Raw genomic sequence first — 12,049 nt, 5'->3', positions numbered from 1 at the left:
ATTTCACGAACGCGTCAAACCCGACGCGATCCGTTCAGCGATAAAAGATGTGATTGCCGATGGCGGCGACTTGCTGGCGATGCCAGCCCGGGGTGGCCTGGCGCGCATGGAAATACATCGCGCTCGATGCGGGGCTGTCCCAGCTGTCGGCAAGCGCGACGCGCGCGACCGCAACGGCGGTGCGATACTGGCGGTTCGACGGGATCGACGGAACATGACCGCCGCGAACGAACGAGAACTGGCCACGCTGGGTGACGACCGAGCAGACCGACTTGGGGAAGTTACCCGACTTGGTGCGGTTGAGAATGACCTCAGCGACCGCCAGCTGACCGCTGAGCGGCTCGCCCTTGGCTTCGAAATAGATCGCGCCGGCCATGCACTGCAGTTCGTCGCCCATGTCGTCGGGGACCGATTGTGCGGCAACCGCCGCGTCGAGCGTACCGTAAGCGACCGTGTCGCCATCCTGAAGGGTATCGGCCTGTGCCGTATCGGGTTCGGTAATTTCCGCGTCCTGTACGACGCCAGCTTCGGGAACCGTTGCAACGACCGGGGCGTTAATGGCCCGATCGAGTTGCTGAGCGAAGCCCGGCGTGCCCGCGCCGATGATGGCGGCAGCGGTAAGGATCATCGTCGCGCAGGTGGCGACGCGGTTTGCAAACGACATTCAAACTACAAAAATGCGGTTGGTGCACGAAGACAGAGCGACCTTTCGATCGTCTTCTCCGGACAGCCCCCCGACTGCGTAACTCTACCGGATCGCACCCGGTGAAGCACAACGCTCAATCGATGAACCGCCTATTCAGGTCCGCACCGGCCCGGTCAACCTGCCAGGATCGTTTCTGCGGCGAATCGTTCCGGCGACGCGATGTCCAGTTCGATCACCCACAAATCCGGATCGCGATCGCGCCGGCGCCGCCAATAGGACTCCCGCGCGACTCGATCGGACGTGTCCGACGGACCGGCAGGAATCAGCGCCGGAGTCCCGGTCGGCCCGAGCGCGCGTTCCAGGACCTGCGTATTTCCGAAATAGTCATTTAGAATCAATAGGATGGACCCGGACGACGGTTCGCCGCGTGCGCGCACCATGCCCATGCCGCCAGCATCGTTGACGCGTTTGAGCAGCGCCGACACGATCAACCCGGTCGGCAACCCGTTGCTCATGCGACCCGGTAGCCGGGGAGGGTAGCGAGCGGCATTTGCGAGCGCATGAACGTGCCCGTGCCCCGGGCGGCCTCGTCGCCCTCCGCATCGACCAGTCGCGCCTCTGCGACGAACACCCGGCGGTGCCCCGAAACCCAGCGTCCTTCCGCCACCACCGGTCCGGCGCGCAGCGGTTTGGTCAGCAACAGGTTGAACGCGGTCGTCAGCAGGAAGCGATCCGTCACCAGGCTGTTGGCCGCATAGAAGGCGGCGTCGTCGAGCATCTTGAAATAGCTCGTCCCGTGCGCCGCACCCCCGGCGTGGAACACATCGGGGTGGATCGTGAAGCGAATGCGCGCCACGCCCGCGGACGGAATCTCCAGCACGGAGTCGAACAGGCGATTGATCGGCGCTGCGGCGTACAATTGCTCAAGCGCGCGGAAATGCGCCGCTTCGCCCGACAGTGCCGGATCAGGCTGCATCGCGCGCTTCACCCGCCATCAGCAAGGCGACGAGGGCGTCGCGCGACCCTGCGCCACGCAACTTGTCGACAAAATTCGCATCGCGCAACATGCGCGATACCCGCGCGAGCGCCTTGAGATGCTCGGCACCCGCATCGGTCGGCGACAACAGCATGACCACGATATCGACGGGAAGATCGTCCACCGCCGCGAAGTCGATCGGGTTGGTCAGCCGCGCAAACACCGCGACGACGCGGGGCAAGCCCGAGATCCGGCCATGCGGCGTCGCAACGCCCCGACCGAACCCGGTCGACCCGAGTTTCTCGCGGGCGCCGAGCGCTTCCGCCGCCGCCGCTGCATCGACTCCGTAAAGTTTCGCGGCAACCGCGGCGAGGTGCTGGAACAGCATTTTGCGCGTGCCCGCGGATTCGCGTTCGAGCACCGCGTCGGCGCTCAGAAGGTCGTGCAAGTCGGTCATCGCAATCCTTGAGCCCGCGTCAAGCACGGGTGCTTGCGCGGGCCCATAGCGCCGATCACGGATCGGCGAAAGCGGAGCGAAACATTACGACACGCGCTGCGGCTCCACCCAACCGATCGTCCCGTCGCCACGGCGGTACACCATGTTGTACGTGCCCGACCCCGAATTGCGGAACAACAGCGCCGTGGTGTTGCGCAAATCGAGCATCATCACCGCATCGGAGACCGACGCGTCGGGAATGTCGACGCGCGTTTCGGCGATGATCAGCGGGTAATCCTCGGCTTCCTCCTCCGTCACATGTTCCTGGAACAGCGTGTAGCCCGCGTCGCTGGCGGCGATATCGGCGGCTTCGGTCGCGGCGCTGGTGGCAGCGGCGCTGCGATCCTTCAGGCGGCGCATGTAGCGGCGGAGCTGCTTCTCGATCTTCGTGGCGGCCTGATCGAATGCGGCATGCGCATCGGCCGCGTCGCCGCTGGCCTTGAGGATCAACCCCTGCATGACGTGACAGACGATGTCGCAGGTAAAGCGGTTGTCGTGCGGCCCCTTGCCCAGGGTGACCTGCGCCGAAATCGTGCGCGCGAAATATTTCGTCGCTATGCCCTGGAGTCGCTCGTCGACATGGGTCCTGAGCGCGTCGCCCGTTTCGACCTGGTGGCCGGAAACCCGAATATCCATGAGCACTTCTCCATACTGTTTCGCCAGACCCCGCTTTTCGGGTGTTCCGGCTGGTAGATGACGTCTGTCGGACGCCTCGACCCCCCAATAGGTTGAATCAGTTCGCGGTCTCGCCTCCCCATAGAGGATTGACCACAGACTTCATAAACGCTGCGTGCCGAACACGATCCGCCTCCGGCACCGAAAAACTGCGGGCAGGGCGAACCTTGGACGGAATCGCGTGAGTCACCGCCTGCGCACTCGCGACCGGCTCGCTGATCAAACCGAGCCCGATCTGCCGCCCGCCGGTCAGCTCGACATAGACTTGCGCGAGCAATTGCGCGTCGAGCAAGGCGCCGTGCAGCGTGCGATGGCTGCGGTCGATGCCATAGCGACTGCACAAGGCGTCGAGGTTGTGCTTCGCCCCGGGATGCCGCGTCCGCGCCATCGCGACCGTGTCGATCATCCGATCCATCGCAATCGTCGCGCGACTGCACCGCGTCAGCTCGCCATTGAGGAAGCTGAAATCGAAGCTGGCATTGTGCGCGACCAACGGACTGTCGCCGAGGAAGTCCAGCAACGCCTCGGCGCCGTGGTGGAACAGCGGCTTGTCCGCCAGGAAGGCGTCGCTCAGCCCGTGGACGCGTTGCGCCTCTGGCGGCATCGCGCGTTCGGGGTGGAAATAGGCGTGGAAGGTACGGCCGGTCTCGACCTTGTTGATCATCTCGACGCATCCGATTTCGACCATGCGGTCGCCATCCGCAAAACTGAACCCCGTGGTCTCGGTGTCGAAAATGATCTCTCTCATAGACTCAGGATAGTGGGGTTTTGCGGGCCGTGAGGCAAGCGATGATCCGGCGCACCGCGTCACGCGTCGTATCCAGCGAACCCCCTGTCGGAACGACATAATCCGCCCGCGCGGTCTTTTCGGGATCGGGGAGTTGACGGGCGAGGATGGCTTCCAGCTTGTCCGGAGTCATCCCGGCGCGCGCGAGAACGCGCGCGCGCTGCACCGAGTCGGGTGCGGAGGCGACGACGACCACGTCGACTCGCGACTCGCCCCCGGTTTCGAACAGCAGCGGAATGTCGAACACGACCAGCGGGGCGGTGGCGTGCGCCGCAAGGAACGCCGCGCGCTCCGCCTGCACCGCAGGGTGGACGATCGCCTCCAGCTGTACCATCGCCGCGGCATCGCCAAGCACCATCGGGCCGAGTTTTGCGCGATCCACCCCACCCGCGCCGGTCGCGCCGGGAAAGGCGGCTTCGATCGCGGAAATCACCGTGGCGTCGGACGCCTGCAATCGGTGGACCGCGGCGTCGGCATCGAACACGGGCACGCCTTCGTCCGCGAACATCGCCGCGACGGTCGATTTGCCCATCCCGATCGAGCCCGTCAGGCCGATCGTGATCATGCCGTCAGCAACGCCCGCAGGCGGGTGTCGTGGTCTTCGTCGCGCGGCGGCGCCACGCCGAAGAACAGCTCGAATGCCAGCGCGGCCTGGCCGATCAGCATTTCGAGTCCATCGATCGTGTCGAGATCGCGCGCCCGCGCCGCGGCCAGCAGCGGCGTCTCGAGCGGCGCATAGACGATGTCGTACACCAGCGCATCCTGCGGCAGCGGATCCAGGTCGATCGTCAGCGGTGCCTGCCCCGTCATCCCCAGTGCGCTCGCGTTGACGACCAGCGCGGCGGGCGGCAGTTGCGCGGTGAGCGGCAGCGCCTGCCCCTTCAACCCGAACGACGACAGCAACGCCGCCGCCTTCAGCACGTTGCGGTTGAGCATCGTGACCGGCCCAACCCCGAGCTTCGCCAGCGCGAACAGCACCGCGCGCGCGGCTCCCCCGGCGCCGATGACCACCACGGGTGCCCCGGTCAGGTCGAGCCCGTCGAGCGGCGCGTAAAAACCCGCCGCATCGGTGTTGGTGCACAGGAACGCGCCGTCCTCGCTCCGGAACACCGTGTTCGCGGCGCCGATTGAGGAACGCACGTCGCCCGGATCGGCAATATGGTCGAACACCGCTTGCTTGTGCGGCAGCGTGACGTTGCAGCCGCGCCAGTCGGGGTCGGCGGTCCGCTCGGCAAAATAGGCGGCCAACCCCTCGGGCGCGACATGATGCGCGCGATAAGCGCCCTCCAGCTTGAGCGCATCGCGCCAGAAGCCGTGGATGATCGGCGATTTCGAATGGGCGATCGGGTCGCCGATGACTTCTGCGTAGATCATGACGGCATCACTCCGCGAATGCGTAGATAATCGAGCACCTGCAACAACGGCAGGCCGAGGACGGTGAACTGGCTCCCCTCGATCCGGGTGAACAGTTGCGCGCCGGGTCCCTCGATCCGGTAACATCCGACACACCCAGCAATTTCGGGCCATTCCTGGTCGAGATACGTCTCGATGAACGCCTCCGACAGCGGCCGCACGTACATCTTCGCCCGATCGACCACGCGCCAGACCGGTCGACCGGCCTCCGCGATCACCGCGGCGCTGACGAGATCGTGCCGTTTGCCCGAAAGCCGCGTCAGATGCGCGCGCGCATTCTCGCGCGACACGGGCTTGTCGAGCATCGACCCGTCGTCGAGCACGACGACGGAATCGCACCCCAGCACCAGCGCCTGCGGTTCCCGCGACGACACCTTTATCGCCTTCAACTCGGCCAGCGCATCCGCCATGTCGCGCGGCGCAAGGCCTTCCGCGAGAAGCGTGGTCTTGACCGACTCTTCGTCGACGCTCGCCGAAACCGCGGTGAACGGGATCGCCGCTGCGGCGAGCATGGCGCGCCGCGACGCGCTTTGCGAGGCAAGGATCAGCTTCACAGGTCACTCCGGGGGATAAGGCCGCGTTCGCCGACCAGAGCGATGATCGCGGCGGCAGTTTCCTCGATCGAGCGGCGGGTCACGTCGATCACCGGCCAGCCGTTGTCCGCGAACATGCGCCGCGCATAGGCGACTTCGCGCGTCACCGCTTCCTGATCGACATAGGCGGTTTCGGTCTTCTGGTTGAGCGACAGCAAGCGGTTGCGGCGGACCTGGATCAGCCGATCCGCACTCGTCGTCAGCCCGACGACGATCGGATGCTTGAGCGTATACAGGCTTGGCGGCGGGGGGCTTTCGACCACGATCGGGATGTTGGCGGTCTTGAACCCGCGGTTCGCGAGATAGATCGACGTCGGGGTCTTGGACGAACGCGAAACGCCCGCCAGCACGATGTCCGCTTCCTCCCAATCCTCGGCGAGGATGCCGTCGTCATGCGCGATCGTGAACTGGATCGCGTCGACGCGCGCGAAATAAGCGGCATCGAGGACGTGCTGCCGCCCCGGACGCGCCTTAGCCGCCTGTCCCAACAACCCCGACAGCGCCCCCGTCACGCCATCCAGCGGCGCAACCGCGGGCAATCCGAGCGCGCGACAGCGGGTTTCGAGCGTCTTGCGGGTCGCACTGTTCACCAGGGTGAACAGCACGAGACCCGGATTCTGCGAAATCTCCTGCAGGATCCGCTCGAGATGCGCCTCGGTCCGCACCATCGGCCAGAAGTGCCGGATCGTCTCGACGTCGTCATATTGCGCGAGCGCCGCCTTGGCGATGTTCTCGAGCGTCTCGCCGGTCGAATCCGACAGCAAGTGGAGATGGAGCCGCATCAGCCGCGTCCCTTGGAAAGGCCTGTGGATAACATGGGGATAACCGCTAGCGTAACTTCCAGGCCGCGCAAACCCGCTGCGAACGGTGGAAAACGCCGGAGTTTTCCACAATCGCGTGCACAACCGCCGGATTTATCCACAGCCTGTGAATCATGGGGATGGAATCGCCGATCGTCTCGCTGAATCGGTCTCGCGATTCAGCCCGGCCTGTTGGCATTTCCGGGACAAATGCCTAAGCCCCGACTCTCACCGACCAACAACTCTTATTACCTCCTAAGAATCTAGACTCTTATTGAAGAGGGGATCCGCGATCCTTCCCGAACCGACTCTCGCCGGACCCCTGTCCGAGGCGCCGTTCAAGCCGTTGCTCGCGACCCTCAAGGGTCAGCGCCAGGCCATCCCGCCGATCTGGCTGATGCGGCAGGCCGGGCGATATTTGCCCGAATACAGAGCTTTACGCGCAGAAAAGGGCGGGTTCCTCGCGCTGGTCAACGACAGCGCGGCGGCGGCGGAAGTCACGATCCAGCCGATCCGCCGCTTCGGATTCGATGGCGCGATCCTGTTTTCGGACATCCTGATGGTCCCCGCCGCGCTCGGTCAGGGACTCAGTTTCGGGGTCGGCGAAGGCCCCGCGCTGACTCCGCCGCTGGTCGACCACGCTCTCTCATCGCTCGAACAGGCCCCAGAACGGCTGGAGCCGGTCTATGAGACGGTCCGGCAGGTCGCGGCGATGCTGGGTAGCGAAACGACCTTCCTGGGCTTCGCAGGGAGCCCCTGGACCGTGTCGACCTATATGGTCGCGGGGAAGGGCAGCCGTGACCAGAGCGAGACCCGCCGGTTCGCCTACGCCGACCCCAAGGCATTCGGCGAAATCATCGACGCGATCGTCGCTTCGACCGTCGACTATCTGTCGAAACAGATCGTCGCAGGCGTCGAGGCAGTCCAGTTGTTCGACAGCTGGTCGGGGAGCCTCAGCCCCGCGCAATTCGAACGCTGGGTGATCGCGCCAAACGCCGCGATCGTCTCCGCCCTCCATGCGCGGCACCCAGGCGTACCGGTGATTGGCTTTCCGAAGGGGGCCGGTGAGAAATTGCCGATCTATGCGCGCGAAACCGGGGTCGATGCGGTCGGCGTCGACGAGACGATCAATCCGGAATGGGCCGCGGCCAATCTGCCCGAGGGCATGCCGGTGCAAGGCAATCTCGATCCGCTCGCGCTGATCGCCGGCGGACGCGATCTCGAACGCGCGGCAACCCGCATTCTCGAAGCGTTCGCGGGTCGCCCGCACGTCTTCAACCTTGGGCACGGCATCCTGCAGGACACGCCGATCGCGCATGTCGAGCAGCTGCTCGCTTTCGTACGGACCGCATGATGGCTGGAATGCTCGGCAACGCCTACCTCTGGGTCAAGGCGGCGCATCTGATCTTCGTCATCTTCTGGATGGCGGGGCTGTTCATGCTCCCGCGCTATCTCGTCTATCATCAGGAAGCGCTGGCGGGCGCGGGGGGCGATGCCGACTTGTGGGTCGAACGCGAGAACAAGATTCGCACCATCATCCTCACGCCTGCGATGATCGTCGTCTGGGTGCTCGGATTGCTGCTCGCGGCGAATGCGGGGCTGTTTTCGGGAGGGGCAGGGCTCGGCTGGCTGCATCTCAAGCTGGTGCTGGTGGTGATCCTCACCGGATATCATGGCTGGGCCGTCGGTTACGCGCGCAAGCTCAGGGCGGGCAAGCCGACGCTGACCGGGCGCCGGCTGCGGATGATCAACGAAGTGCCGGCGGTGCTGGTGACCTTCATCGTGATCCTGGCGATCGTCCAGCCGTTCTGACGCGACCGCCGCTCAACGTAGCGCCCCAACGTCGCGCCTTGACGCCTTCCCGGGACGGTCGTATCTGGCGGCGGTATTGTAGTGCGACGGCTTCGCGCCGTTCGGCTACTGTATCCTTCCTCAAGCATCGTCGCGTACCTTTCGCCGACTGAAGCTCCTCCCTCGCATCTTCATGCTCCGGACGCCCGAAATGCATCTCAAAGACCTCAAGAACAAAAAGCCGGCCGAGCTGGTCGCGATGGCCGAGGAACTCGGCATCGAGAGCGCGTCGACGCTGCGCAAGCAGGACCTGATGTTCGCGATCCTCAAGGTCCAGGCCGAGCAGGGCGAGCAGATCATGGGCCTCGGCACGATCGAGGTGTTGCCCGACGGCTTCGGCTTCCTGCGCAGCCCCGAGGCGAACTATCTTGCGGGTCCCGACGACATCTACATTTCGCCCAACCAGGTCCGCAAGTTCGGCCTGCGCACCGGCGACACGGTCGAAGGCGAGATTCGCGGGCCGAAGGATGGCGAACGCTATTTCGCGCTGGTGCGCCTCACCGCGGTCAATTTCGACGATCCCGATGCGGTCCGTCACCGCGTCAATTTCGACAATCTCACGCCGCTCTATCCCGAGCAGAAGCTCACGCTCGATCCGTCCGACCCGACCGTCAAGGACAAGTCGGCGCGCGTGATCGACATCATCTCGCCGCAGGGCAAGGGCCAGCGCACGCTGATCGTCGCGCCCCCGCGCGTCGGCAAGACGGTGATGTTGCAGAACATCGCCAAGGCGATCACCGACAACCACCCCGAGGTGTTCCTGATCGTCCTGCTGATCGACGAGCGCCCCGAGGAAGTCACCGACATGCAGCGCTCGGTCAAGGGCGAGGTGGTCAGCTCGACCTTCGACGAACCCGCGACGCGCCACGTCCAGGTCGCCGAAATGGTGATCGAAAAGGCCAAGCGCCTGGTCGAGCACAAGAAGGACGTCGTGATCCTGCTCGACTCGATCACGCGTCTCGGGCGTGCCTACAACACCGTCGTGCCGTCGTCGGGCAAGGTGCTGACCGGCGGTGTCGACGCCAACGCGCTTCAGCGCCCGAAGCGCTTCTTCGGTGCCGCGCGCAACATCGAGGAAGGAGGTTCGCTCTCGATCATCGCGACCGCGCTGATCGATACCGGCAGCCGCATGGACGAAGTGATCTTCGAGGAATTCAAGGGTACGGGTAACTCCGAAATCGTGCTCGACCGCAAGGTCGCGGACAAGCGCATCTTCCCGGCGCTCGACGTCGGCAAGTCGGGCACGCGCAAGGAGGAGTTGCTGGTCGACCAGAGCAAGCTCTCCAAGATGTGGGTGCTGCGCCGCATCCTCATGCAGATGGGCACGATCGACTCGATGGAGTTCCTGCTCGACAAGATGAAGAATTCGAAGACCAACGAAGACTTCTTCGAAAGCATGAACCAGTAATCATCCAGCTTGGCCGCAGGACATCGTCCTGCGGCCAAGCGCGTTTTCCCGCGGCTCGACTGTACCGGGACACGGCGCTCGCCTTGCCCGCGTGGATCGCCGCGCAAGGGTAACCCATGTTCGATATCGCCGACGTTTTCACCGCCGCGGGGCTCGCGACGCTTGGTCAGGTGATTCTGATCGACCTGATCTTCTCGGGCGATAACGCGATGGTGTTGGGGACGCTTGCCGCGGGCCTGCCGCCCAAGCAGCGCAAGCAGGTGCTCGGGCTCGGCATCGTCATGGCGCTGGTGTGCCTGATCGGTTTCGCGCTGATCGCCACGCAGTTGCTCCATGTCGTCGGGCTGTTGCTGGTCGGCGGCCTGATGCTGCTGTGGGTCGCGTACAAGCTGTTCGGCGAGATCCGCGCGCATGGGGCGGACGAAGACGCCGACGCGGTCGGGCACGTCCCCAAGCCCCCCAAGAGCTTCGCGCAGGCGGCGATCCAGGTCGCGGTCACCAATCTGTCGCTCAGCCTCGACAACGTCCTGGCGGTCGCCGGGGCGGCGCGGGCGCACCCCTCGGTCCTGTTCTTCGGGCTCGCCTTGTCGGTCACGCTGATGGCGGTCGCGGCGAACTTCATCGCGCGGATCATCGAGAAGCATGCGTGGATCGCCTATATCGGGCTGATCGTGATCCTGTTCGTCGCGGGCCGAATGATCTTCGATGGCGTGGTCGATCCCGAAGTCGGCGTCCTGACATTGCTCGGACACCGCTGAGCGCCGGACAGACGTTGCGATCTTCCCCGGTTCGCGCGCATACAGAGCGGATGATGCAGCGCGGGGGCCCTTCGCCCGCTGGAGCGGAGAAGCCACGATGAAGATCAACGTCGAAGTCGATTGCACGCCAGAGGAGGCGCGGCGGTTCATGGGGCTGCCCGACATGGCGCCGGTGCACGAGATAATATCTCGCGATGCTGACCAGCGGCATGGACGGATCGGTCGCGCCCGAAATGCTCGAAACCGTGATGCGCAGCTGGATGCCGATGGGCGACGCCGGGATGGCGATGTGGCGCCAGATGTTCGAGACCGCGAAGAAATAGTGGCGCAAGAGGCGACGATCTATGCGGTGTCGAGCGGTGCGCCGCCCGCGGCGATCGCGATCATCCGGGTCAGCGGGGCAGGCGCGCGGGATGTCGCGATCGCGCTTGCCGGATCCGTGCCGGCGCCGCGCCGCGCCACGGTGCGCGCGCTGCATCACCCGCAAACCGGGGCGCTGCTCGACCGTGCGCTAGCATTGTACTTCCCGGGACCGACCACCGCGACCGGCGAGGATCTGGTCGAGTTCCATCTCCACGGCGGTCGCGCGGTGGTCGCGGCGGTCGAAGCCGCCATCGCCGCAGTGCCGGGGACGCGCCATGCCGACGCCGGGGAATTCACCCGACGCGCGCTGGCGAACGGTCGGATCGATCTGACCGAAGCCGAAGGCCTCGGCGACTTGCTGGCCGCCCAGACCGAAACCCAGCGTCGCGCGGCGCTCCGGGTAGCCGAAGGCGGGCTTCGCGCGGAGATCGATCGCTGGACCGACAGCCTCGTCGCGATCGCCGCCGAAATCGAAGCGGCGCTCGACTTTTCGGACGAGGACGACGTGAGCGACGTTCCGGTCGGGCGACTGACCGCGAAGATCGCTACAGTCGCGCAGGCGATCGACCAGCTGGTGTCGGCACCCCCGGTGGAACGGCTGCACGATGGCGTACGGGTCGTCATCGCGGGGCCGCCGAATAGCGGAAAGTCCACGCTGCTCAATGCGTTGACCGGACGGGACGTTGCGATCGTATCCCCCATATCGGGTACCACGCGGGACCGGATCGAGGCGTTGGTCGTCCGAAAAGGGGTTGCCTACAACCTTACCGATACTGCCGGTCTGACCGACACTCCCGGAGACGAAATCGAAGAGATCGGGATCGCGCGCGCACGAGCCGCGATGGCGGGGGCGGACATCGTCGTGTGGCTCGATGATGCGGCGCCACAGCAAGACGGCTATCTCCTGATCCATGCACGCGCTGACGTCGCCGGGCGCGAGAGTGCACCCGCGGGACGTCTGGCAATCGCTGCGCGCTCCGGCTCGGGCCTCGACGCTGTATGGGACGAAATCGACCGCCGCGCCGCAGCGCTCCTTCCCCAGGAAGATGCGATTGCGATCAACACCCGGCAGCGCGCGCTCCTCGTCGCCTGCGCATGCCACTTGGGTGCGGTGCAGCAATCCGAGGATCTTCTCGTCATCGCGGAGGAGGTGCGCGGGGCGCTACGCACTTTGGATCAGGTATCGGGACGCAGCGGGATCGAGCATGTCCTCGACTCGATCTTCGCGCGCTTCTGCATCGGGAAGTGATGTTCCACGTGGAACGTTTTGACAGCAAGCGCGC

Annotated in this window: 15 protein-coding genes and 1 pseudogene; 6 read left to right on the top strand and 10 right to left on the bottom strand. The window is 65.2% G+C overall.

Going from position 1 to position 12,049, the window contains the following annotated elements; genetic code table 11:
* Window positions 1–34: 34 nt before the first annotated feature.
* The 10 genes from ABIC16_RS01545 to ABIC16_RS01500 all read right to left on the bottom strand — a co-directional run bounded on the left by ABIC16_RS01545 (window position 35) and on the right by ABIC16_RS01500 (window position 6,371).
* The gene (locus ABIC16_RS01545) at window positions 35–628 is read right to left on the bottom strand and encodes a cell wall hydrolase (protein WP_502958274.1); all 594 of its coding nucleotides are present in this window, start codon (window positions 626–628) and stop codon (window positions 35–37) included.
* Between the two features lie 191 nt (window positions 629–819).
* Entirely contained in the window at window positions 820–1,161 is a 342-nt protein-coding gene (locus ABIC16_RS01540; protein ID WP_354289789.1) for a DUF1491 family protein, read from the bottom strand.
* Window positions 1,158–1,622 carry a PaaI family thioesterase gene (locus ABIC16_RS01535; protein ID WP_354289788.1) on the bottom strand — a complete coding sequence of 155 codons (465 nt, stop codon included), beginning with the start codon at window positions 1,620–1,622 and terminating at the stop codon, window positions 1,158–1,160. Before ABIC16_RS01535 ends, ABIC16_RS01540 begins: the two co-directional genes overlap by 4 nt.
* On the bottom strand, window positions 1,612–2,079 hold the full coding sequence (locus ABIC16_RS01530; RefSeq protein WP_354289787.1) for a PTS sugar transporter subunit IIA: 468 nt from the start codon (window positions 2,077–2,079) through the stop codon (window positions 1,612–1,614). The genes ABIC16_RS01535 and ABIC16_RS01530 overlap by 11 nt, the downstream gene beginning before the upstream one ends.
* An 84-nt stretch (window positions 2,080–2,163) precedes the next feature.
* Complete coding sequence (gene hpf / locus ABIC16_RS01525; RefSeq protein WP_277969820.1) at window positions 2,164–2,754, bottom strand: ribosome hibernation-promoting factor, HPF/YfiA family; 591 nt, start codon at window positions 2,752–2,754, stop codon at window positions 2,164–2,166.
* Between the two features lie 97 nt (window positions 2,755–2,851).
* Entirely contained in the window at window positions 2,852–3,541 is a 690-nt protein-coding gene (gene dnaQ / locus ABIC16_RS01520) for a DNA polymerase III subunit epsilon (RefSeq protein WP_354289786.1), read from the bottom strand.
* A 4-nt stretch (window positions 3,542–3,545) separates the two neighbouring features.
* The gene (gene coaE, locus ABIC16_RS01515; RefSeq protein ID WP_354289785.1) at window positions 3,546–4,145 is read right to left on the bottom strand and encodes a dephospho-CoA kinase; all 600 of its coding nucleotides are present in this window, start codon (window positions 4,143–4,145) and stop codon (window positions 3,546–3,548) included.
* Window positions 4,142–4,954, bottom strand: a complete 813-nt coding sequence (locus ABIC16_RS01510) for a shikimate dehydrogenase family protein (protein ID WP_354289784.1) — start codon at window positions 4,952–4,954, stop codon at window positions 4,142–4,144. Before ABIC16_RS01510 ends, coaE begins: the two co-directional genes overlap by 4 nt.
* A complete protein-coding gene (locus ABIC16_RS01505) occupies window positions 4,951–5,505 on the bottom strand; it encodes a Maf family protein (protein WP_502958334.1) in 555 nt (184 codons plus the stop codon). The genes ABIC16_RS01510 and ABIC16_RS01505 overlap by 4 nt, the downstream gene beginning before the upstream one ends.
* Before the next feature lie 38 nt (window positions 5,506–5,543).
* The gene (locus ABIC16_RS01500; RefSeq protein WP_277969841.1) at window positions 5,544–6,371 is read right to left on the bottom strand and encodes a pyruvate, water dikinase regulatory protein; all 828 of its coding nucleotides are present in this window, start codon (window positions 6,369–6,371) and stop codon (window positions 5,544–5,546) included.
* A 337-nt stretch (window positions 6,372–6,708) separates the two neighbouring features.
* On the opposite strand from ABIC16_RS01500, the gene hemE reads away from it, so the two are divergent.
* The 6 genes and pseudogenes from hemE to mnmE all read left to right on the top strand — a co-directional run bounded on the left by hemE (window position 6,709) and on the right by mnmE (window position 12,015).
* Entirely contained in the window at window positions 6,709–7,740 is a 1,032-nt protein-coding gene (gene hemE / locus ABIC16_RS01495) for a uroporphyrinogen decarboxylase (protein ID WP_354292233.1), read from the top strand.
* Window positions 7,740–8,198, top strand: coding sequence for a CopD family protein (locus ABIC16_RS01490; protein ID WP_354292232.1), 459 nt, complete (start codon window positions 7,740–7,742; stop codon window positions 8,196–8,198). The genes hemE and ABIC16_RS01490 overlap by 1 nt, the downstream gene beginning before the upstream one ends.
* A gap of 190 nt (window positions 8,199–8,388) precedes the next feature.
* Window positions 8,389–9,645, top strand: a complete 1,257-nt coding sequence (rho, locus tag ABIC16_RS01485) for a transcription termination factor Rho (protein WP_277969826.1) — start codon at window positions 8,389–8,391, stop codon at window positions 9,643–9,645.
* Between the two features lie 116 nt (window positions 9,646–9,761).
* Entirely contained in the window at window positions 9,762–10,403 is a 642-nt protein-coding gene (locus ABIC16_RS01480; protein ID WP_354289782.1) for a YjbE family putative metal transport protein, read from the top strand.
* 97 nt (window positions 10,404–10,500) lie between these two features.
* Window positions 10,501–10,726, top strand: a pseudogene (locus ABIC16_RS01475) (DUF6489 family protein).
* Window positions 10,726–12,015 (top strand): tRNA uridine-5-carboxymethylaminomethyl(34) synthesis GTPase MnmE, encoded by a 1,290-nt coding sequence (gene mnmE / locus ABIC16_RS01470; protein ID WP_354289781.1) that lies wholly within the window; start codon window positions 10,726–10,728, stop codon window positions 12,013–12,015. The pseudogene ABIC16_RS01475 and the gene mnmE overlap by 1 nt, the downstream one beginning before the upstream one ends.
* The last annotated feature ends 34 nt before the right edge of the window (window positions 12,016–12,049 follow it).

It is taken from the genome of Sphingomonas sp. PvP055 (genome assembly GCF_040546365.1).
Classification (GTDB): domain Bacteria; phylum Pseudomonadota; class Alphaproteobacteria; order Sphingomonadales; family Sphingomonadaceae; genus Sphingomonas; species Sphingomonas echinoides_A.
The sequence above is the reverse complement of the archived record's forward strand: the minus strand, read 5'-3'. Positions and strand labels throughout refer to the sequence as shown.